18 protein-coding genes, 1 tRNA gene and 1 pseudogene are annotated in these 21,965 nt (G+C 63.4%); 3 read left to right on the plus strand and 17 right to left on the minus strand.

Annotation, left to right across the window (positions count from 1 at the left end; genetic code table 11):
- The 4 genes from KHP60_RS23120 to rpsL form a co-directional block, all read right to left on the minus strand.
- Positions 1-143 (minus strand): GTP-binding protein (locus tag KHP60_RS23120; protein ID WP_249688973.1); only part of this gene is annotated, 143 nt, incomplete at its 3' end.
- Between the two features lie 45 nt (positions 144-188).
- Entirely contained in the window at positions 189-2,264 is a 2,076-nt protein-coding gene (gene fusA, locus KHP60_RS23125) for an elongation factor G (RefSeq protein WP_213566641.1), read from the minus strand.
- 21 nt (positions 2,265-2,285) lie between these two features.
- The gene (rpsG, locus tag KHP60_RS23130; RefSeq protein WP_009764295.1) at positions 2,286-2,756 is read right to left on the minus strand and encodes a 30S ribosomal protein S7; all 471 of its coding nucleotides are present in this window, start codon (positions 2,754-2,756) and stop codon (positions 2,286-2,288) included.
- A gap of 33 nt (positions 2,757-2,789) precedes the next feature.
- The gene (gene rpsL / locus KHP60_RS23135) at positions 2,790-3,161 is read right to left on the minus strand and encodes a 30S ribosomal protein S12 (protein ID WP_009764294.1); all 372 of its coding nucleotides are present in this window, start codon (positions 3,159-3,161) and stop codon (positions 2,790-2,792) included.
- Between the two features lie 611 nt (positions 3,162-3,772).
- Here rpsL and KHP60_RS23140 point away from each other — a divergent pair.
- Genes KHP60_RS23140 through KHP60_RS23150 form a run of 3 tightly spaced genes read left to right on the plus strand, consistent with a single transcriptional unit; the run spans position 3,773 to position 6,031 of the window.
- The gene (locus tag KHP60_RS23140; RefSeq protein WP_213566642.1) at positions 3,773-5,008 is read left to right on the plus strand and encodes a sulfatase-like hydrolase/transferase; all 1,236 of its coding nucleotides are present in this window, start codon (positions 3,773-3,775) and stop codon (positions 5,006-5,008) included.
- 52 nt (positions 5,009-5,060) lie between these two features.
- On the plus strand, positions 5,061-5,483 hold the full coding sequence (locus KHP60_RS23145) for a helix-turn-helix domain-containing protein (RefSeq protein WP_213566643.1): 423 nt from the start codon (positions 5,061-5,063) through the stop codon (positions 5,481-5,483).
- Positions 5,480-6,031 (plus strand): IS630 family transposase, encoded by a 552-nt coding sequence (locus KHP60_RS23150; protein WP_249689061.1) that lies wholly within the window; start codon positions 5,480-5,482, stop codon positions 6,029-6,031. Before KHP60_RS23145 ends, KHP60_RS23150 begins: the two co-directional genes overlap by 4 nt.
- 970 nt (positions 6,032-7,001) lie before the next feature.
- Here KHP60_RS23150 and rpoC read toward each other — a convergent pair.
- From rpoC to tuf, 13 genes and pseudogenes are all read right to left on the minus strand, one after another.
- Positions 7,002-11,177 carry a DNA-directed RNA polymerase subunit beta' gene (rpoC, locus tag KHP60_RS23155; protein ID WP_213566644.1) on the minus strand — a complete coding sequence of 1,392 codons (4,176 nt, stop codon included), beginning with the start codon at positions 11,175-11,177 and terminating at the stop codon, positions 7,002-7,004.
- 109 nt (positions 11,178-11,286) lie between these two features.
- Entirely contained in the window at positions 11,287-15,417 is a 4,131-nt protein-coding gene (rpoB, locus tag KHP60_RS23160; protein WP_213566645.1) for a DNA-directed RNA polymerase subunit beta, read from the minus strand.
- Positions 15,418-15,675: 258 nt separating this feature from the next.
- Positions 15,676-16,053, minus strand: a complete 378-nt coding sequence (gene rplL / locus KHP60_RS23165) for a 50S ribosomal protein L7/L12 (RefSeq protein ID WP_213566646.1) — start codon at positions 16,051-16,053, stop codon at positions 15,676-15,678.
- Between the two features lie 52 nt (positions 16,054-16,105).
- Positions 16,106-16,624, minus strand: coding sequence for a 50S ribosomal protein L10 (gene rplJ, locus KHP60_RS23170; RefSeq protein ID WP_213566647.1), 519 nt, complete (start codon positions 16,622-16,624; stop codon positions 16,106-16,108).
- A 466-nt stretch (positions 16,625-17,090) separates the two neighbouring features.
- Positions 17,091-17,450 carry a VOC family protein gene (locus KHP60_RS23175; RefSeq protein ID WP_213566648.1) on the minus strand — a complete coding sequence of 120 codons (360 nt, stop codon included), beginning with the start codon at positions 17,448-17,450 and terminating at the stop codon, positions 17,091-17,093.
- A 95-nt stretch (positions 17,451-17,545) separates the two neighbouring features.
- A complete protein-coding gene (locus tag KHP60_RS23180) occupies positions 17,546-18,829 on the minus strand; it encodes an RNA polymerase sigma factor (RefSeq protein ID WP_213566652.1) in 1,284 nt (427 codons plus the stop codon).
- A gap of 49 nt (positions 18,830-18,878) precedes the next feature.
- Positions 18,879-19,301 (minus strand): YciI family protein, encoded by a 423-nt coding sequence (locus KHP60_RS23185; RefSeq protein WP_213566649.1) that lies wholly within the window; start codon positions 19,299-19,301, stop codon positions 18,879-18,881.
- A gap of 183 nt (positions 19,302-19,484) precedes the next feature.
- The gene (rplA, locus tag KHP60_RS23190; RefSeq protein ID WP_213566650.1) at positions 19,485-20,186 is read right to left on the minus strand and encodes a 50S ribosomal protein L1; all 702 of its coding nucleotides are present in this window, start codon (positions 20,184-20,186) and stop codon (positions 19,485-19,487) included.
- Positions 20,187-20,196: 10 nt separating this feature from the next.
- Positions 20,197-20,625: a 50S ribosomal protein L11 gene (gene rplK / locus KHP60_RS23195; protein ID WP_152718393.1), complete on the minus strand. Its 429-nt coding sequence runs from the start codon at positions 20,623-20,625 to the stop codon at positions 20,197-20,199.
- A gap of 171 nt (positions 20,626-20,796) precedes the next feature.
- Complete coding sequence (gene nusG / locus KHP60_RS23200; protein WP_181052125.1) at positions 20,797-21,330, minus strand: transcription termination/antitermination protein NusG; 534 nt, start codon at positions 21,328-21,330, stop codon at positions 20,797-20,799.
- Positions 21,331-21,342: 12 nt separating this feature from the next.
- The gene (gene secE, locus KHP60_RS23205; RefSeq protein ID WP_173945259.1) at positions 21,343-21,543 is read right to left on the minus strand and encodes a preprotein translocase subunit SecE; all 201 of its coding nucleotides are present in this window, start codon (positions 21,541-21,543) and stop codon (positions 21,343-21,345) included.
- A 164-nt stretch (positions 21,544-21,707) separates the two neighbouring features.
- Positions 21,708-21,784: transfer RNA gene (locus KHP60_RS23210), tRNA-Trp, on the minus strand.
- A 43-nt stretch (positions 21,785-21,827) separates the two neighbouring features.
- A pseudogene (gene tuf / locus KHP60_RS23215) lies at positions 21,828-21,965 on the minus strand (elongation factor Tu); the annotation flags it as partial.

A 21,965-nucleotide genomic window follows, 5' to 3' on the forward strand; every position in this document is an offset into this window, starting at 1 on the left:
TCGTACGCCGTAAACGTCGCCCCGCCCGACTCCGCCAGAACCTTCGTGATCGCCGCCGTCAGAGACGTCTTGCCATGGTCCACGTGACCAATCGTCCCAATGTTGCAGTGCGGCTTATTGCGCTCAAACTTTTCCTTCGCCATCGTGGCACCCGTTCCTTTGATCTTTCAAATATTCGTTCAGTGGGTTCAGGCGTATTTCGCCTGAACCTCGGCAGCCACGTTCGACGGCACCTGCTCGTAGTGGTCGAACTGCATGGTGTAGCTCGCACGCCCCTGGCTCATGCCGCGCAGGGTGTTCACATAGCCGAACATGTTGGCGAGCGGGACCATCGCGTTGATGACCACGGCATTGCCGCGCATGTCCTGACCCTGGATCTGGCCACGACGGGAGTTGAGGTCGCCGATCACCGAGCCGGTATAGTCCTCGGGTGTCGTAACCTCGACCTTCATCACCGGCTCGAGCAGAACCGATCCGCCCTTCTGGAGGCCCTCACGGAGAGCAGCGCGGGAAGCGATTTCGAAGGCCAGGGCCGACGAGTCGACTTCGTGGAAGGCACCGTCGATGAGCTCGACCTTCAGGTCGACCACCGGGAAGCCGGCAACGACGCCAGCGCCCACGACCGACTGGAGGCCCTTTTCAACGCCCGGGATGTACTCCTTCGGGACCGCACCGCCGACGATCTTCGACTCGAACGCGAAGCCGGCGCCCTGGTCGTTCGGCTGAACGACGATCTTGACGCGAGCGAACTGGCCCGTACCGCCGGTCTGCTTCTTGTGGGTGTAGTCCACCTCGGCCTTCTTCGTGATCGTCTCACGATAGGCGACCTGCGGAGCGCCGATATTCGCGTCGACCTTGTAGGTACGACGGAGAATGTCGACCTTGATGTCGAGGTGAAGTTCGCCCATGCCCTTCAGGATCGTCTGGCCCGACTCCTGGTCGGTCGAGACGCGGAAGGACGGGTCCTCGGCGGCGAGCTTCGAGAGGGCCAGACCAAGCTTCTCCTGATCGGCCTTCGACTTCGGCTCGATGGCGATCTCGATGACCGGCTCCGGGAACTCCATACGCTCGAGGATCACGGCCTTGTTCGGGTCGCAGAGCGTGTCACCGGTGCGGACTTCCTTGAGGCCTGCGAGAGCGACGATGTCGCCGGCATAGGCTTCCTTGATGTCCTCACGGTTGTTCGCATGCATGAGCAGCATGCGGCCGACGCGCTCTTTCTTGTCGCGGGACGAGTTGAGCAGCGTGTCGCCGGCGTTCACCTTGCCCGAATAGACGCGGCAGAAGGTGATCGTGCCCACGAAGGGGTCATCCATGATCTTGAACGCGAGCATGGAGAAGCCTTCCTCGTCGGTCGGCCTGCGGATCGTCGGCTCTTCGGTCTTGAAGTCGATGCCCTGGATCGCCTCGCGGTCTGCCGGGGACGGCAGGAAGTCCACGACCGCGTCGAGCAGGGGCTGAACGCCCTTGTTCTTGAACGCGGAACCGCAGAGCACCGGATGGAAGGCGCGACGCTGCACGGCGGTCCGGACCAGACGACGGAGGGTCGTCTCATCAGGCTCCTGACCGTCGAGGTAAGCAGCGAGGGCGTCGTCGTCCATCTCGACGGCAGCCTCGACGAGCTTGGCGCGATACTCGGCAGCCTGATCCTTCAGGTCCGCCGGGATCTCGACCTCGTCGAAGCTGGCTCCGAGCGACTCGCCGGACCAGACAAGGGCCTTCATCTTGATCAGATCGACCATGCCCCGGAAATCGCTTTCGGCGCCGATCGGAATCTGAAGGCAGACAGGCTTGCCGGCGACGCGCTTCACGATGTCGTCGACGCAGTTGAAGAAGTTCGCGCCGGTCTTGTCCATCTTGTTGACGAACACAACGCGCGGAACGTCGTACTTGTCGGCCTGGCGCCAAACGGTCTCGGTCTGGGGCTCGACGCCCTGGTTGCCGTCAAGAACGCAGACGGCGCCGTCGAGCACGCGCAGCGAACGCTCGACTTCGATCGTGAAGTCGACGTGGCCGGGGGTGTCGATGATGTTCAGACGCTTGCCATTCCAGAAGCAGGTGGTAGCAGCGGACGTGATCGTGATGCCACGCTCCTGCTCCTGCTCCATCCAGTCCATGGTGGCGGCACCCTCGTGCACTTCACCGATCTTGTGGGACTTACCGGTGTAGTACAGGATGCGCTCGGTCGTCGTGGTCTTGCCAGCATCAATGTGGGCCATGATGCCGAAATTTCGGTAGTCCTCAATCGCGTGCGTGCGGGGCATCGCTAAGCTCCTTAAGGGCCGTTACCAGCGGTAATGCGAGAACGCACGGTTGGCTTCCGCCATACGGTGGGTGTCTTCGCGCTTCTTCACGGCATTGCCGCGGTTGTTCGAGGCATCGAGCAGCTCAGCGGAGAGACGCTCGACCATCGTCTTGTCGTTCCGGCCGCGAGCGGCCTGGATGATCCAACGGATGGCGAGAGCCTGACGGCGCTCGGTGCGAACCTCGACCGGAACCTGGTAGGTCGCACCGCCGACGCGGCGGGAACGAACCTCGATCGCCGGGGCGACGTTGTCGAGGGCTTGCTTGAAGACCTCGAGCGGGTTGGCCTTGGCGCGGCTCTCGATGCTGTCGAAGGCACCGTAGACGATGCTCTCTGCAGCGGACTTCTTGCCGTCGTACATGATGGAATTCATGAACTTCGTGACGACGATATCCCCGAACTTCGGATCCGGGATGATCTCACGCTTTTCGGCGCTATGGCGGCGGGACATGAGCTAGCTCCGACCTGAATTGATGTGAACGGCTTACTTCGGCCGCTTCGCGCCGTACTTCGAACGACGCTGCTTACGGTTCTTCACGCCCTGGGTGTCGAGAACACCACGGAGGATGTGGTAACGGACACCCGGAAGGTCCTTCACGCGGCCGCCGCGGATCATGACCACGGAGTGCTCCTGAAGGTTGTGACCCTCACCAGGGATGTACCCGATGACCTCGAACCCGTTCGTCAGACGAACTTTGGCGACCTTACGCAGAGCCGAGTTCGGCTTCTTCGGGGTCGTCGTGTAAACGCGCGTGCACACGCCGCGCTTCTGCGGGCAGGCCTCAAGCGCGGGAACCTTATTCCGGCTCTTTTGCGCCGTCCGCGGCTTGCGGATCAGCTGAGAGATCGTTGGCATCCTGTGCCCTCTTTCACCAGCCACCGACCCGGTGGCCTTTGAGTGTCTTCAACGGTTGAACGCTGCGCCTCGCTTCTGCGGACCTTCTTAGGTTGCACAAAACGAAGCCACGCCATTGACTTGGGTAAGCCCCTGGCGCGGTGCGGTTGCAGAGGACCACGATATTTGGCACCGCGGTCGTGCCCTAAATCTGACATGTGTCAGTCAAGGTTGAGTTCGGCAGCGTTTAGGCGGCATGGGTCGAAGCTAGGCGCCTCGACTCGCTAAAACCTACGGCCAGCCGGAAAGTCCGGTCTCTCTAGCGCCCGAGTCGCGGAAAGTCAACACTTTTCGCTTTTCGCGTCTTTCACCCAGGCCGGCATGCCCTGATCCGGTTCAAAGCCGGGTAGGAACATGGCTGCCAAGCTCGGCGGCTTGCGCGGGTAGCGAAGCAGTATCGGGCCCGGCTGGCCGGACCCTTTTCTCTAGTATAGCCTTTCCGTTTCGTAAGCGGACCACTGCCCCCACGAACAGATGGTGCAGCCGCCGTACAAATGTAATATCATTTAGTGAAGTAGGCGAGCGCGCCTTTGGGCTGTGCCTCGATAAGCAACATCGCACAGGTCGGCAATATGGCACCTGCTGGATTAACGAAGATCCTATACCGGGTGCTCGTCGGCGGAGTGCTGATGTGGCTCTTGGCTGTGGCGATATCGACGGCAGCCCGGGAGTATTCGGGCGCCGGAGCCCTGCTTGTCTTCGGGATCCTTGTTTATCTGTTCGGCGCCGTTCTTTCGTCCAATCGCTATACCTTGTGCACAGGGCTTGTTCTATCAGCTGTGCTCATTTGCCTTGATCAAGCGGATCGCCTCAAGTTCAGCTACGTTCAGTCGCACCTCAACCTTTATGACCTGATCCTGGTCGGCAACATGGTCGCCCATTGGGACACTACCGTAGCATGGCAGTACATGGGCGAAGTTTGGCCGTTCCTCTTGTGGTTCGGCATAGCCGTCGGGACAGCCCCACTGGCTCTTCGCCTCGAGCGGACAATAGGAGGTGATGGAGCATGGGCGCGCTCTGCCCGACATAGGGCGTTCTGCTCGTGCGTGGTGCTGCTCGGCACGCAGCTCATCATCCTTGGAAATAGTCAGTATCTTAGGACGACATCGACCTTCCATGCCTTCCTGACAGCGACTGAACCCGGTGGACTGAGGGTCGCAAATGTCCTCAATTTCGGACTACGTATGGCGCAAACATGGTCGAACCTGCGTAAGGATGCAGAGACGCTCGGTCGTTCGTCCCTTCTGCACACTGCGGCCGGGCCCAGCCCGCAAATGTGCGTTTCATGCCCGGATCTGGTGTTCGTGCATCTGGAATCGACCTTCGATCCTAATCTGCTCGAAGAATATTCCCGCGCTCCAGGCTACTTGAGCAGAATGGCAGCAGAAGGCGAACAGCGGAGCTTAGGGGGATCGCTTCTGGTCAACACATACGGGGGCGGCAGCTGGATCTCGGAGTTCGAGCTGCTTTGCGGAATCAACCATGCGCTCTTTGGCGATGCAGGCCTATACCCTCATTTGTTCGTATCGCCTTTCCTCAAGGGATGCATCCCGGCCTACCTGAAGTCCCAGGGCTACAGAACGTTCGCGATCTATACGACCGATCCCTTCTTTGCGGGTGCCGGAACAGGCTTCCGAAACTACGGCGTCGATACGTTCTTGGACAATCAGGCAGTCGGCGCGCCCGTCCATTGGCGGGAGCAGCGTGACATCTATTTCATCGATGCCCTTCGGAGGCTGCTGTCGGAGCCGAGCGATACGCCGCGCTTCATATTTGTCTCGACTAAAGCGCTTTTGATCTGGGCTTGAATCCATTCGCGTGGTCTGTGCGTTGACAGGCATATGGCCCGGGAGGCAAGCCATGCCCCAGCCCTATTCCGCTGATCTGCGTGCGCGTGTTCTGGTCGCCGGTGCGCGCGGCGACCTTCCTCAGGTCGAGATTGCTCGCCGCTTCCAGGTCTGCCCCGCTACCGTGTCGAACTGGCGCCGCCAAGAGCGCGAGGAGGGCCGGCGTGCTCCCAAGCCGCACAGCGGCGGCGTGCCCTCGCGCCTGGATGCACCAGCTCTGGAGGTGCTGCGTCAGCTCGTGATCGAGGACAATGACGCGCTGCTGCGCGAGTACCGCGAGCGCTTGGCCGAGCGAACGGGCGTGACGGTGTGTCTGGCGGTGATCTGCGAGGCGCTCAAGCGCCTTAAGCTGCGTCCGAAAAAAAGACCCTTCGGGCGGCCGAGCAGGAGCGGCCCGAGATTGCGGCCGAGCGCGAGGCTTACCGCCGGCAGATGAGCACGCTGCCTGTGGATCGGCTGGTGTTCCTGGATGAAAGCGGCGTCACCACCAAGATGGCCCGCCCCCATGCTCGGGCGCCGCGCGGGCAACGCGCCTATGGTTCGATCCCGCTGGGCTCCTGGCAGCGGCTGACGGTCTGGGGGGCGCTCGCCTGTGAGGGCCTGGTCGCCACGATGAGCATCGAGGCCTCGACCTCTCCGCCGGTGCTGCTGGCCTATCTCGAGCAGGTGCTGGTGCCGAAACTCCGGCAGGTGAAGCCGAATGCCATTCTGTTGATGGATAACCTGCGCCCACATCATGCCACGGAAGTGCGGGACCTGCTCGATCGGGCGGGGATTGGACTGCTGTACCTCCCTCGCTACTCGCCCGAGTTCAATCCGATCGAGCACGCCTGGGCCAAGGTGAAAGAGCGGCTCAAGGCCAAAGCGGCCCGCAGCCTGGAGGCCCTTGAGGCCCTTGAGGCGGAACTCAAACCTGCCCTCAACGCCATCACCGCAAAGGATGCCCGAGGCTGGATCAGGCATGCCGGCTATGCCCTACACTGAAACCAAAAGCGCTTTAATAGCAATCACGGACCGCATGGTAACGGTTTCGGCCGAGAAGGACCCTTAGGCCCGTTCGATCGAAACCTGGCAGGAAGCAGCGAAGTTTCGGACTATATCGGCCGGCTGAACGAGACCTATTCAACGATGCTGAGGCTGGAACGCGATCTGACCAACGGCTCCAGACCCGTCGCGGTTCTGTATTATGGCGACCACCAGCCCTCATTTCGTAAGGCCTATGCCCAAGGGGCTCGTCGGCAGTTCAAACGCGACCTTCCAAAGATCACCTTTTTTCGAATGGCGCGTTCCTATGGCGACATGCCATCCCGGCGCCCGGACGACGGGCGCCCGACCCCCGTTGTGTCGCTGGCTGGCTTGTTTCTGTAGTTTGCAGGTATCTCCGCGCCGCCTCAAGTCCGTGTAACTGCGTCGCTTACGAAGGATGCTTGCCCTTTACAGCATTCGGACTGTCCACCTGATATCCAAAGGCTTCTCCGAGCCGCATTGATGAGTGACTTCGCACGGTAGGATCCTATCAAGGATTACGGCTGACTCTGCTGGCTGTCACGACGGCATTAGGATCGTCCGCTGAGACCTCGATTGTCTGTCCGTCCAAGCTCACGCTTAGACGATACTCTGTTCCTGTCCGGAGCAGATGGAGCGCGTAGCAATTTCTTCCGCAGAACCCGCTCCCGACGAGACCGATATTCTTAATCAGGCCACTGGGCTCGATCCTGAACTTCTCCGGAAGTGGTAAGACCGGCTGACGGCGTCCGGAAGTGACGACCCAGTTTCCCTCAAGCTCAGGAAACACGGTGCTGTCGGCATAGAACGCAGCAAGAGGGCCGCCTGCAGCGATGGCTAAAAAAAACCCACGGCGGAGCCAGGAGGCGGCTCCGCCGTGGGTATTGCGCTCTGAACGTCGGCCGATCAGCAACGGCGTCGTCCCGTATCGATCATCCGACTGAACAGATCACTCCGCCGCCGGAGGCAGCTCGCTGACCTGAGCCTGGGACTCGGAGCGCTTCTGCTGCAGGATCAACTCGTCGCGATGGGTCGCGACGGCCTTGACCTGGGCTGTCAGGGCACCGGTGCCGGCCGGGATCAGGCTGCCGACGATGACGTTCTCCTTGAGGCCCTCGAGGGTGTCGACCTTGCCGTTGACCGCCGCCTCGGTGAGGACGCGGGTGGTCTCCTGGAAGGACGCCGCCGAGATGAAGGAGCGGGTCTGCAGCGAGGCTTTGGTGATACCGAGCAGAACCGGCACGCCTTCGGCGGGCTTCTTCTTCTCGGCCACGAGACGCTCGTTGATCTCCTCGAGTTCGAGACGATCGACCTGCTCGCCGTTGAGCAGCTCGGAATCGCCGCCGTCGGTGATCTCGACCTTCTGCAGCATCTGGCGAACAATCACCTCGATGTGCTTGTCGTTGATGAGCACGCCCTGGAGGCGGTAGACCTCCTGGATCTCGTTCACGAGGTAGGCGGCCAGCTCCTCGACGCCCTTGATCGCAAGGATGTCGTGCGGGGCCGGGTTGCCGTCGACGATGAAGTCGCCGACTTCCACCACGTCGCCGTCCTGCAGGTGGATGTGCTTGCCCTTCGGGATCAGGTACTCCACCGGCTCCGAGCCGTCGTGCGGGTTCAACGTCAGGCGACGCTTGCTCTTGTAGTCACGGCCGAACTGGATCGTGCCGGACTTCTCCGCAATGATCGCCGCGTCCTTCGGACGACGGGCCTCGAACAGCTCCGCCACGCGCGGCAGACCGCCCGTGATGTCGCGGGTCTTGGCGCTCTCGGTCGAGACGCGGGCGAGGATGTCGCCGGCCTTGACCTTCGAGCCCGGATCGGCCGCGAGGATCGCGTCCACAGGCAGCAGGTAGCGGGCGTCGCCACCGCGGGCGACCTTGGCAACCTTGCCGCCGGCACCCTGGATAACCACCGCTGGGCGCAGATCGGCCGTACGCGGAGAACCGCGCCAGTCGATGACCACGCGCTTGGCGATGCCGGTCGACTCGTCCATCGACTCGATCATCGACGCGCCGTCCACGAGGTCCTCGTAGCCCACCGTGCCGTCGATCTCCGTGAGGATCGGACGGGAGTACGGATCCCACTCGGCGATACGCTGGCCGCGCTTGATCGTGTCGCCCTCGTCCACCTTCAGACGGGAGCCGTATTGCAGGCGGTGAACCGCCCGCTCGGTGCCATCCTGGCCGATGACCACAACAGCCACGTTGCGGCCCATAACGACGAGATCGCCGTCGGAGTTGCGCGCAATGTTCTTGTTGCGGAAGCCGATCTTGCCTTCGAAGCTCGACTCGATGAAGGACGAATCCGCGATCTGAGCCGCACCGCCGATGTGGAAGGTGCGCATGGTCAGCTGCGTGCCCGGCTCGCCGATCGACTGCGCCGCGATGACGCCCACTGCCTCGCCGTGGTTGACCGGGGTACCCCGGGCCAGGTCGCGGCCGTAGCAGGTGGCGCAGACGCCGTTCTTCGACTCGCAGACGAGCACGGAGCGGATCTTCACCTCCTGAATACCGGCAGCGCCGATAGCCTCGAGATGATGCTCCTCGATCATCGTGCCCGTCGGGACGATGACCGTGCCGTCCTGGGCCACCAGATCCTCCGCCGTCGAGCGGCCGAGGATGCGGGAAGCCAGCGACGCGACCACCTGGCCGGCGTCGATGATGGCCCGCATCTTGATGCCCCTCTCGGTGCCGCAATCCGGTTCACGGATGACCGCGTCCTGCGCCACGTCGACGAGGCGGCGGGTCAGGTAACCCGAGTTCGCCGTCTTGAGCGCCGTGTCGGCCAGGCCCTTACGGGCGCCGTGAGTCGAGTTGAAGTACTCGAGAACGTCGAGGCCTTCCTTGAAGTTCGAGATGATCGGCGTCTCGATGATCTCGCCGGACGGCTTGGCCATGAGCCCGCGCATCGCCGCGAGCTGCTTCATCTGGGCCGGCGATCCACGCGCGCCCGAGTGGGACATCATGTAGATCGAGTTGACCGGCTTGTCGCGGCCGTGCTCGTCCTTCTGCACCGTGGAGATGCGGTTCATCATCTCGGCGGCGAGACGGTCGGAGCATTTCGCCCAGGCGTCGACAACCTTGTTGTACTTCTCGCCCTGGGTGATGAGGCCGTCCTGGTACTGCTGCTCGTAGTCCTTCGCGAGGGCACGGGTCTCCTCGACGATCTCCCACTTGTTCTCCGGGATCACCATGTCGTCCTTGCCGAACGAGATGCCGGCGCGGAACGCGTTGTAGAACCCGAGGCCCATGATGCGATCGCAGAAGATGACCGATTCCTTCTGACCGCAATGCCGGTAGACGGCATCGATCATGTTGGAGATCTCCTTCTTCGTCATGAGCTTGTTCACGACGTCGAAGGGGAGCATCGGGTGCTTCGGCAGGAGGCGCGAGAGCATCACGCGGCCGGCCGTGGTGTCGACGATCTTCGAGACCGGCTTGCCGTCCTCGTCGAGGCCTTCCCAGCGGTAGCGGATCTTCGTGTGGAGCGTGATGACCTTCTCGTTCAGGGCATGCTCGATCTCGCCCATGTCGGCGAAGGCCTTGCCCTGGCCGGGCTGGCCGTCGGAGACGATGGACAGATAGTAGAGGCCGAGAACGATGTCCTGCGACGGCACGATGATCGGCTGACCGTTGGCCGGGTGCAGGATGTTGTTCGTCGACATCATCAGCACGCGGGCCTCGAGCTGGGCCTCGAGCGAGAGCGGCACGTGGACGGCCATCTGGTCGCCGTCGAAGTCCGCGTTGAACGCGGCGCAGACGAGCGGGTGCAGCTGGATCGCCTTGCCCTCGATCAGGGTGGGCTCGAAGGCCTGGATGCCGAGGCGGTGGAGCGTCGGAGCGCGGTTGAGCAGCACCGGATGCTCGCGGATGACCTCGTCCAGGATATCCCAGACTTCCGGCTTTTCCTTCTCGACGAGCTTCTTCGCCTGCTTGACGGTGGCGGAGAGACCCCGCGCGTCGAGCTTGGCGTAGATGAACGGCTTGAACAGCTCGAGCGCCATCTTCTTCGGCAGGCCGCACTGGTGCAGCTTGAGCTCAGGACCGACCACGATGACCGAACGGCCCGAGTAGTCGACGCGCTTGCCGAGCAGGTTCTGGCGGAAGCGGCCCTGCTTGCCCTTCAGCATGTCGGCGAGCGACTTCAGCGGACGCTTGTTGGCGCCCGTGATGACGCGGCCGCGGCGGCCGTTGTCGAACAGGGCGTCGACGGCCTCCTGGAGCATGCGCTTCTCGTTGCGGACGATGATGTCCGGCGCACGCAGCTCCATCAGGCGCTTCAGGCGGTTGTTGCGGTTGATGACGCGGCGGTAGAGATCGTTCAGGTCCGAGGTCGCGAAGCGGCCGCCGTCGAGCGGCACGAGCGGGCGCAGATCCGGGGGGATCACCGGAACGACCGTCATGATCATCCATTCGGGCTTGTTGCCCGACTGGACGAAGGCCTCGATGATCTTGAGGCGCTTCATGAGCTTCTTGGGCTTCAGCTCGGACGTGGTGACGGCGATCTCCTCGCGGATCTCCTGCGCGGTCTTCTCGAGGTCGAGCTCCTGCAGGATCCGGCGGATGGCCTCCGCGCCGATCATGGCCGTGAAGGAATCCTCACCGTACTCGTCCTGAGCACGGATGTACTCCTCCTCGGTGAGGAGCTGACGGTCCTTGAGGGGCGTCAGGCCCGCATCGACGACGATGTAGGATTCGAAATAGAGGATGCGCTCCAGATCCTTCAGAGTCATGTCGAGCAGCAGACCGATGCGGCTCGGCAGGGACTTCAGGAACCAGATGTGCGCGACGGGCGCGGCGAGTTCGATGTGGCCCATGCGGTCGCGACGGACGCGGGCCAGCGTCACCTCGACGCCGCACTTCTCGCAGATCACGCCCTTGTACTTCATGCGCTTGTACTTGCCGCAGAGGCACTCGTAGTCCTTGATGGGACCGAAGATGCGCGCGCAGAACAAGCCGTCGCGCTCGGGCTTGAACGTACGGTAGTTGATGGTCTCAGGCTTCTTGATCTCGCCGTAGGACCAGGACAGAATCTTCTCAGGGCTCGCGATCGAGATCTTGATCTGATCGAAGCTCTGCGGCTGGGCCGTCTGGTTGAAGAGATTCATGACCTCTTGATTCATCGCCGTCTCCTGGGCTGAAGGGCGCTAGATAAGCACCCGCACCGGCAATTGCATGGGGCCGCGGCATCGAAGCCGCGGCCGAACGTCGAATGTGAAGCGCCCGGGGCGCTTACTCGGCCGCCTCGGAGGGAGGCAGTTGCCCCGGCTCGTTGGCAGCCTTCTTGGAGTTGGTCAGCTCCACGTTGAGGCCGAGCGAACGCATTTCCTTCACGAGAACGTTGAAGCTCTCCGGAATGCCCGACTCGAAGGTGTCGTCGCCGCGAACGATGGCCTCGTAGACCTTCGTACGACCGGCCACGTCGTCCGACTTGACCGTGAGCATTTCCTGCAGGGTGTAGGCTGCGCCGTAGGCCTCCAGGGCCCAGACCTCCATTTCGCCGAAGCGCTGGCCGCCGAACTGGGCCTTGCCGCCCAGCGGCTGCTGGGTGACGAGGCTGTAGGGGCCGATGGAGCGGGCGTGGATCTTGTCGTCCACGAGGTGGTGGAGCTTCAGCATGTAGATGTAGCCCACGGTCACCTTGCGGTCGAAAGCTTCGCCCGTGCGTCCGTCATAGAGCGTCACCTGACCCGAAGGGTTCAGACCGGCCTTCTCGAGCATCGCCTCGATGTCCGCCTCCTTCGCACCGTCGAAGACGGGCGTGGCGAAGGGAACGCCGCGACGCAGCTTGTTGCCGAGCTCGACGAGTTCCTCGTCCGAGGCCTGCTCGATCTCGGGCAGATTGCCGTAGATCGAGACGAGCTGATCGCGCAGCCCCTTGGACTGGCCCGACTTCATGTAGGCATCGACCGCCTGAGCGACCTGCTTGCCGAGACCGGCAGCAGCCCAGCCGAGGTGCGTCTCGAGGATCTGACCCACATTCATGCGGCTCGGCACGCCGAGCGGATTGAGCACGATATCCGCGTGGGTGCCATCCTCGAGGAACGGCATGTCCTCGATGGGCACGATGCGCGACACGACACCCTTGTTGCCGTGACGGCCGGCCATCTTGTCGCCCGGCTGGATCTTGCGCTTCACGGCCACGAAGACCTTGACCATCTTCATGACGCCGGGAGGAAGCTCGTCGCCGCGCTGCAGCTTCTCGACCTTGTCGAGGAAGCGCTGCTCGAGGCGCTTCTTCGACTCGTCGTACTGCTTCTGCATGGCCTCGATCTCGGTCATCAGAGCATCGTCTTCGACCGCGAACTGCCACCACTGCGACCGCGGATACTCGTTGAGGAGCTCGCGGGTGATCGTGGCGTCCTTCCTGTAGCCCTTCGGGCCCGCAACGCCGGTCCTGCCCGAGAGGATCTCGGCCAGACGCGCATAGGTGTTGCGGTCGAGGATCGCCTGCTCGTCGTCGCGGTCCTTCGCGAGACGCTCGATCTCCTCGCGCTCGATGGCCTGGGCGCGCTCGTCCTTGTCGACGCCGTGACGGTTGAAGACACGGACTTCCACGATGGTGCCGGTCACGCCCGGGGGCACGCGCAGCGAGGTATCGCGAACGTCGGAGGCCTTCTCGCCGAAGATGGCGCGCAGAAGCTTCTCTTCCGGCGTCATCGGGCTCTCGCCCTTCGGGGTGATCTTGCCGACGAGGATGTCGCCCGCATGGACCTCGGCGCCGATATACACGATGCCGGCCTCGTCCAGGTTCTTCAGCGCCTCTTCCGAAACGTTCGGAATGTCGCGCGTGATTTCCTCAGGACCCAGCTTCGTGTCGCGGGCCATCACTTCGAATTCCTCGATGTGGATCGAGGTGAAGACGTCTTCCTTCACGATCCGCTCGGAGAGCAGGATCGAGTCTTCGAAGTTGTAGCCGTTCCACGGCATGAACGCGACGAGCACGTTCCGGCCGAGCGCCAGCTCGCCGTATTCGGTCGAGGGACCGTCGGCGATGATGTCGCCCTTGCGCACGAGGTCGCCGGCGCGGACCAGCGGCTTCTGCGTGATGCAGGTCGACTGGTTGGAGCGCTGGAACTTCTGCAGGCGGTAGATGTCGACGCCAGGACGGGTCGGATCCGTGTTCTCCGTCGCGCGGACAACGATACGGGTCGCGTCCACCTGGTCGACCACGCCGGTGCGGCGGGCCGCGATGGCGGCACCCGAGTCGCGGGCCACGACCGCTTCCATGCCGGTGCCGACGAACGGAGCGTCCGCCTGGACCAGAGGAACGGCCTGGCGCTGCATGTTCGAGCCCATGAGGGCGCGGTTCGCGTCGTCGTTCTCGAGGAACGGGATGAGCGCGGCAGCGACCGACACGAGCTGCTTGGGCGACACTTCCATCAGGTCCACGCGATCGGGAGCCACGACGATGTTTTCACCGGCGCGACGGCAGATCACGAGCTCTTCCGTCAGGGTATCCTGGTCGTTCAGGGCCGAGTTGGCCTGGGCGATGTTGTACTTGGCCTCCTCCATGGCGGAGAGGTAGATCACCTCATCCGTCACGCGGCTGTCGCGCACGCGGCGGAACGGCGTCTCGATGAAGCCGTACTTGTTGACGCGGGCGAACGTGGCCAGCGAGTTGATCAGACCGATGTTCGGGCCTTCCGGCGTCTCGATCGGGCAGATGCGGCCGTAGTGGGTCGGGTGCACGTCGCGCACCTCGAAGCCGGCGCGCTCGCGGGTCAGACCGCCCGGGCCGAGGGCCGAGAGGCGACGCTTGTGCGTGACTTCCGAGAGCGGGTTCGTCTGGTCCATGAACTGCGACAGCTGCGACGAGCCGAAGAACTCGCGCACCGCGGCGGCGGCCGGCTTCGCGTTGATCAGGTCCTGCGGCATGACGGTGTCGATGTCGACCGACGACATGCGCTCCTTGATCGCGCGCTCCATGCGCAGGAGGCCCAGACGGTACTGGTTCTCCATGAGCTCGCCGACCGAACGCACACGGCGGTTGCCGAGGTGGTCGATGTCGTCGATCTCGCCCTTGCCGTCGCGCAGGTCCACGAGCGCCTTCGTCACCGCGAGGATGTCCTCGCGGCGGAGCGTGCGCACGGTGTCCTCGGCGTCGAGGTCGAGGCGCATGTTCATCTTCACGCGGCCCACGGCCGAGAGGTCGTAGCGCTCGGCGTCGAAGAACAGCGAGTTGAACATCGCTTCCGCCGTCTCGAGGATCGGCGGCTCGCCCGGACGCATGACCCGGTAGATGTCGAACAGGGCGTCCTCGCGGGAGGAAGCCTTATCCACGGCCAGGGTATTGCGGATGTACGGGCCGACGGTGACGTGGTCGATGTCGAGAACCGGGATCTCGGCGAAGCCGGAATCGAGCAGCCCCTTCAGCAGCTTCTCGGTGATCTCGTCACCCGCCTCGGCGTAGACCTCGCCGGTGGAGGGGTTCACGAGGTCTTCCGCGACATACTGGCCGTAGAGGTCCTCGTCAGTCGCACGCAGGTTCTTGAGGCCCTTCTCGGCAAGCTGGCGGGCGGCGCGTGCCGTCAGCTTCTTGCCGGCCTCGAGCACGACCTCGCCGGACTTGGCGTCGACCAGGTCCACGGAGGCCTTGAAGCCCTTCATGCGCTCCGCATCGAACGGCACGGACCAGGCGTCGCCGTCCCGCTTGTAGATGATGTGGTTGTAGAAGGTGTTGAGGATCTCCTCCCCGTCGAGGCCCAGGGCGTAGAGCAGCGACGTAGCCGGGAGCTTACGCTTGCGGTCGATACGGGCGTAGACGATGTCCTTGGCGTCGAACTCGATGTCGAGCCAGGAGCCGCGATACGGGATGATGCGGGCGGCGAACAGCAGCTTGCCCGACGAGTGCGTCTTGCCCTTGTCGTGGTCGAAGAACACGCCCGGCGAACGGTGCATCTGGGAGACGATGACGCGCTCGGTGCCGTTCACGATGAAGGTGCCGTTGTCGGTCATGAGCGGCATGTCGCCCATGTAGACGTCCTGCTCCTTGATGTCCTTCACGGAGCGGGCGCCGGTATCCGGGTCCACATCGAACACGATGAGGCGCAGCGTGACCTTGAGCGGCGCAGCGAAGGTCATGCCCCGCTGGCGGCACTCGTCCACGTCGTACTTCGGGGGCTCGAACGTGTATTTCACGAACTCGAGCAGGGCAGTATTAGAAAAGTCCGAAATCGGGAAAACCGATTTGAAGACGGCTTGCAAGCCCTCTTCCGGCCGGCCACCCTTTGGCTCTTCGACCATCAGGAACTGGTCGTAGGATGCCTTTTGAACCTCGATCAGGTTCGGCATCTCCGCCACTTCCTTGATTTTCCCGAAGAACTTGCGAATGCGCTTCCGGCCGATCAGTGTGTTGGCCATCTGGACCTCGTTCCTCATACACGGCTAATCGAGAACCCCGTAAGATCAGGCTCCTCGATTAGCCGCCCGGCGGCTCAATCCGCCCGCTAACCGCAAGAATTCAGGTCCGTTCTCGGACCTTCCGACGTGCCGCCAAAGCGCCCGCAGGGAGCTGGACCTCTTTGACGACACAACGGCCCCAGGCAAAAACGCCTGGGACCGTGTGTTTTTGAACCCCGATTTCTCGGGGGTAACCCTGCAGCCTTTACGGCCGCAAAATTACTTAAGCTCGACCTTGGCGCCGACCTTCTCGAGGGTCGCCTTGATCTTCTCGGCTTCGTCCTTGGAAACGCCTTCCTTAACAGGCTTCGGCGCGCCTTCGACGAGGTCCTTAGCTTCCTTCAGGCCCAGGCCCGTGATGGCACGGACTTCCTTGATGACCTCGATCTTCTTGTCGCCGGCACCGGCCAGGACGACCGTGAACTCGGTCTGCTCTTCAGCGGCAGGAGCGCCAGCGCCGGCGCCGGGAGCAGCGGCAACGGCCACAGCCGCGGCAGCGGAAACGCCCCACTTCTCTTCGAGCATCTTCGAGAGCTCGGCGGCCTCGAGAACGGTCAGCGACGAAAGATCGTCAACGAGCTTGGCAAGATCAGCCATTTCTTAGTTCCTTAAGTTCAGTTCGAACGGTTTGATGGTTGAGGTTACGGCCTCACGCCGCTTCGCCTGTCTTGGCATAGGCCCCGAATACGCGGGCGAGCTTCGCCGCCGGCGCAGTGCTGAGCTGAGCGATCTTGGTGGCCGGGGCCTGGATGAGGCCGACCAGCTTGCCGCGCAGTTCATCAAGGGACGGCAGAGTGGCTAGCGCCCTCACTCCGTCCACGTTCAGGGCGGTCGCGCCCATTGCACCGCCGAGGATCACGAGCTTGTCGTTACCCTTGGCGAAATCGACAGCGACCTTGGGAGCCGCGACCGGATCGCTCGAATAAGCGATCAGGGTCGGACCTTTCATAAGGTCCGAGATGGACGCGACGTCCTTGCCTTCGAGAGCGATTTTGGCGAGGCTGTTTTTTGCGACCTTCACGGTGGCGCCGGCCTGCTTCATCTGCGCGCGCAGCTTCTGCATATCGGCGACCGTGAGACCAGCATAGTGGGCGACGACGACAACGCTCGTGGTGCTAAACACGTCGTTGAGAGTCGAGACGAGCTCGCGCTTTGCTGCTCTTTCCACTGGGCTCTCTCCGGTTGGCGGGAATATCCGCCGGTTGCATTTGCCGCTCAAGGCCCGGACTTGCATCCGAGGCATCTTGAACGACGCTCTCGCAAGCCCTGTCCCCCAAATGACGCCTGGCGGCGCACCGGGTGAGATGGTTCGAACCGATCCTTGTCACCTGCGTTAACAGGCGTAAAACTCGGCTTCCCCGTCTATGCAGGATCTTTCGAATTAAACTGGCAAGCCAGCACCTGCAGTCTCGGACAGGACATAGCCGGAACGCGCCAAAGGTCGCCCTTTGGCTCGCCGGCTTGTCACCGCCCCGTCTCCGGGACGGATTCGCAGCCAGAAGCCCGCGCAAAAACGGAGCCTCGGCCTATATTGGAAACTCAACGCGTTCTATTAAGCCTTTCTGAAGCATTTGCCAAGAGGCTTTTTGCCGGGTTGCCGCACTAATTTACGTTACGTCGTATCACCGGCACGGTCATGCCGGCGGATAGGGCCGCGAGGGCGGCGCCGCCAGCGTGAGCAGGTTGCCGTCAGGATCACGCAGCTGGGCCAGCGTCGAGTAGTCGCCCTCGATGTCGTCCCCGAGCACGTTCCCCAGGCCCTGCAGCCTGCGGCGCTCGGCCGCGACATCGTCGACGACCAGGAACATCACGCCCCTGCCGGCAATCTCCCCGTACGATGAAAGCACCAGCCCGCCCCGGTCGAAGAGGTCCCACTGCACCATCGTGTCCATCGGCCGGAAATCCGGTCCACGACCGAGCAGCTTCGCATACCAGCCTTCGGCCGCCGCAAGGTCCGCGGTCAGCAATGCGGTGTAGATCTTCTGGATGCTCATGTGTCTTCTCCGGGCCGGGCGCGGCCTGAATGCCTGCTCGACCAACACGGTTACCGTGGCGTCTGGCGCGGCAGCGGCAAGCACGGACCCGCTTGTCAGCGCTCTTGCTTGGCGTCTGAGCCGGAACAGGCCCCTGCCCGTCCGAGCAGAAAGGCCCTTTCGCGCTCATTGAGGCTGAGTGCCGCCGCCCGCTCGAACTGAACCCTGGCTTCGGCAGGACGTCCCGCCCGCAGCAGAAAGTCTCCCTTGGCCGCCGGCAAGGGGGCGTAGTTCCTTAGGTCGGCCTCCTGGTCGATTTCGTCAAGGAGCGCGAGGCCAGCCTCAGGGCCGAAGGCCATGCTGTAGGCTACGGCCCGGTTGAGATCGACCACAGGCGAGGGCATGACCGCCCGAAGCTGGTCGTAGAGCCCGGCGATCCTTCTCCAGTCGGTCTCTTCCACCCGGTTCGCCCGTGCATGGCATGCGGCGAGCGCGGCCTGCAGGGCGTAAGGCCCATCGGCGCCGCCCTGGGCTTCGGCGCGCTCAAGCGCGGCAAGGCCGCGCCGGATCAGGAGCCGGTCCCACCGGGACCGGTTCTGGTGGGTCAGGGGAACCGGCATGCCGTCGGGATCGAGGCGGGCCGTCAGCCGAGACGCCTGGATCTCCATCAGGGCAAGAAGACCGAAGACCTCCGGCTCGTCTGGGATGAGACCGGCGAGGATGCGGCCCAGGCGCTGTGCCTCGGCGCAGAGGGCGGGCCGGATGAGATCCTGGCCCGAAGTGGCGGAATAGCCTTCGTTGAAGATCAGGTAGATGACCTCGAGAACGGAGGCCAGGCGCTCCCGTCTCTCCTGTCCGCGCGGCACCTCGAAGGAGAGGCCGGCCTTGCCGAGCGTCTTCTTTGCCCGGACGATCCGCTGGGCGACGGTCGGCTCGCTGGACAGGTAGGCGCGAGCGATCTCCTCCGTCGTCAGCCCGCCGATCAGCCGCAGGGTCAGGGCGGCCCTGGCCTCGGGGGAAAGAACCGGATGGCAGGCCGCGAAGATCAGGCCCAGCAACTCGTCGCCCACATCGTCATCCATCGCCGCCTCGATCGCCGCGATGCCGGTATCGTCCACATCCGTGAGGTCGCGGCCGATCTCGGCGTGCTTGCGCGCAAGCATCCGGTCGCGCCGCAGGAGGTCGATGGCCCGGCGCTTGGCCGAGGCGGTCAGCCAGGCGCCGGGATTGGCCGGAACGCCGGCTCTCGGCCATTCGGACAGGGCCGTGACGAAGGCGTCCTGCGCCAGCTCTTCGGCCAGCCCCACATCGCGCACCATCCGGGCCAGGCGCGCAATGAGCCTGGCCCGCTCGATCCGAAAGATCGCCTCGATCGCCCGGTGGGATTCGGTTGCCGCCACGGTCGCGCTCAAGGGGTCGTCCGACGCCCGGGCGCCCGACAGGCGGGGCTCATTGGCCCGAGGTCCTCTCGCGGCGCTGCCTTTCCTGCTCGGCGATTTCCGGTGTCACGACGTCGCCGAAATCCGACATCTCGTAAAACGGCCGGATCTCGATCTCGCTCGGGCCGAACATCGGGTTGGGACACCGCTTCACCCACTCGACTGCCTCGGCCATGTCCTTGACCTCCCAGACCCAGAAGCCGGCGACAAGTTCGCGGGTCTCGGCGAAGGGCCCGTCGATGACGGTGCGGCCCGGACCGTCGAAGGCGACCCGTTTGCCCTGCGAGGAGGGCTTGAGCCCGTCCCCGGTCAGAAGGACGCCGGCCTTGATCAGCTCGTCGTTGAACCGGCCCATGGCCTCGAAAAGCTCGGTCGTGGGCATGACGCCCGCTTCGCTGTCCTCGGTGGCCTTGACCAACACCATCACGCGCATCGTTTCATCTCCTTGCGATTCAGGGAGGCCATAGGGGCTCTCCTTCCTCTACGACGAACGGGCATCGGCCCAATCGACATCCCGCCGAAACTTTTTTGCACGAAGACGGGCGAGAATGGACCCTGAAATGAAAAAGCCCGGCACGAGGGCCGGGCTTTTCCGATTTTCTGGCAATGGGCTCGATCAGCCGCCGATCACCGAGGCGGGATCGACCTTCACACCCGGGCCCATCGTCGAAGAGACGGCGACGCGCTGGATGTAGGTGCCCTTGGCGCCCGTGGGCTTCGCCTTGGAGACCGCATCGGCGAAAGCCCTGATGTTCTCCACCAGCTTGCCCTCGTCGAAGGAAGCCTTGCCGATGCCGGCATGGACGATACCAGCCTTCTCGACGCGGAACTCGACGGCGCCGCCCTTGGCAGCCTCGACGGCACCCTTCACGTCCATGGTGACCGTTCCGACCTTCGGGTTCGGCATCAGGCCGCGGGGCCCGAGAACCTTACCGAGACGGCCGACGAGCGGCATCATGTCCGGGGTGGCGATGCAGCGATCGAAGTCGATCGTGCCGCCGTTGACGGCCTCGAACAGCTCCTCGGCCCCGACGATGTCGGCACCGGCGGCCTTGGCCTCGTCGGCCTTGGCGCCACGGGCGAACACGGCAACGCGGACCGTACGGCCGGAGCCGTTCGGCAGGTTGCAGACGCCGCGGACCATCTGGTCGGCGTGACGGGGATCGACGCCGAGGTTCATCGAGACCTCGATGGTCTCGTCGAACTTCGCCTTGGCGCGTTCCTTGATCAGCTTCACCGCATCCTGGATCGGGTAGAGCTTGGTGACTTCGATGCCCTCGCGGGCGGCGCGGATGCGCTTACCTTCTTTTACAGCCATCATGCCCTCCTTACGCCACTTCCATGCCCATCGAGCGCGCGGAGCCCTCGATCATGGCCATGGCGGATTCAACGGTGTCGCAGTTGAGATCGACCATCTTCTTCTCGGCGATCTCGCGGATCTGGTCGCGGGTCACGCGGCCGACATTGCCGCCCTTGCCGGGGGTCTGCGAACCCTTGTCGATCTTCGCGGCCTTCTTGAGCCAGTACGAGACCGGGGGCTGCTTCATCTCGAAGGTGAAGGAACGATCCTGATACGCGGTGATGATCACCGGGATCGGGGTGCCCTTCTCCATCTGCGAGGTCTTCGCGTTGAAGGCCTTGCAGAATTCCATGATGTTCAGGCCGCGCTGACCGAGCGCCGGACCGATCGGCGGCGACGGATTGGCTGCGCCTGCGGGCACTTGAAGCTTAACGTAGCCCGAGATTTTCTTTGCCATAGGACTGCTCCCAATGGACCAACCGCCCGGCGCCAACCGAGCGGAATGGCAGTTGCAGATCGCGGTGCAGCCTGAAGCTCCCGGCTGGCGACCGGGCAGACCTCCCGCGGATGAAGGCCCCTATCAAGGGGCCTGGAAAGCTCTACCGGAAAAGTATCACTTCCCTACCGATCAGATCTTCTCGACCTGACCGTATTCGAGTTCGACCGGCGTGGCGCGGCCGAAGATGGAGACCGCCACCTTGAGGCGAGCCCGGGCATCGTCGACTTCCTCGACGACTCCGTTGAACGAAGCGAACGGGCCGTCGGAAACGCGGACCTGCTCGCCGATCTCGAAGCTGACGGACGGCTTCGGATGATCGACACCCTCGGCCACCTGGCCCTTGATCCGCTCGGCTTCCCGATCCGGGATCGGAACCGGCTTGGACTTGTCGGCTCCCAGGAAGCCCGTCACCTTGGGCGTGTTCTTGATGAGGTGGTAGACCTCGTCGGTCAGGTCGCACTTCACCAGGACATAGCCCGGAAAGAACTTGCGCTCGGTGTCGACCTTGCGGCCGCGGCGCACCTCGACGACCTTCTCGGTCGGGACCATGACTTCGTCGAACTTGTCTTCCAGGCCGCGCTGCGCCGCCTGATCCTTGATCGACTGAGCGACCTTGTTCTCGAAATTCGAATAGGCGTGGACGATGTACCAACGCTTCGTCATTGCATCCACCCCTTAACCGCCAAGCCCAAGGATCACCGAGCGGACGCCCCAGCCGATCGCCTGGTCGACGACCAGGAAGAACAGGCTGGCAACCACCACCATCACGAACACCATGGCGGTCGTGATCATGGTCTCCTTGCGCGTCGGCCAGGTCACCTTCGCGGCTTCCGAGCGGACCTGCTGTATGAAATCGAACGGGTTCGTCTTCGCCATTTCCCTTGCGTCCACATCGCCTTGAGAGCGGCTGCGAACGTCCTCTAAGGGCACGCTTGAGCCCAAATTGAAGGGGCGCGAGGCTGCTTTCCGAGCCCCGCGCCACCTGTTCAAACCATCTATGGGGCGCTTCTCTAACGTAAAACGCCCGCTTTGTCGACCGCTGGCAGGAGTGGAGGGACTCGAACCCCCAACCCCCGGTTTTGGAGACCGGTGCTCTAGCCGATTGAGCTACACTCCTCCGGCGGTCAACAGGTGGCGGAAGCCCGCCACCTGGATCGGTATCAGTCCATCACGGCGGCGACGACGCCGGCGCCGACGGTGCGGCCGCCTTCGCGGATGGCGAAGCGCAGCTTCTCTTCCATGGCGATCGGCGCAATCAGCGTCACTTCCATGGTGATGTTGTCGCCCGGCATCACCAT

Origin of the sequence: Microvirga sp. 3-52 (genome assembly GCF_018383585.1) — a bacterium.
Classification (GTDB): Bacteria; Pseudomonadota; Alphaproteobacteria; order Rhizobiales; family Beijerinckiaceae; genus Microvirga.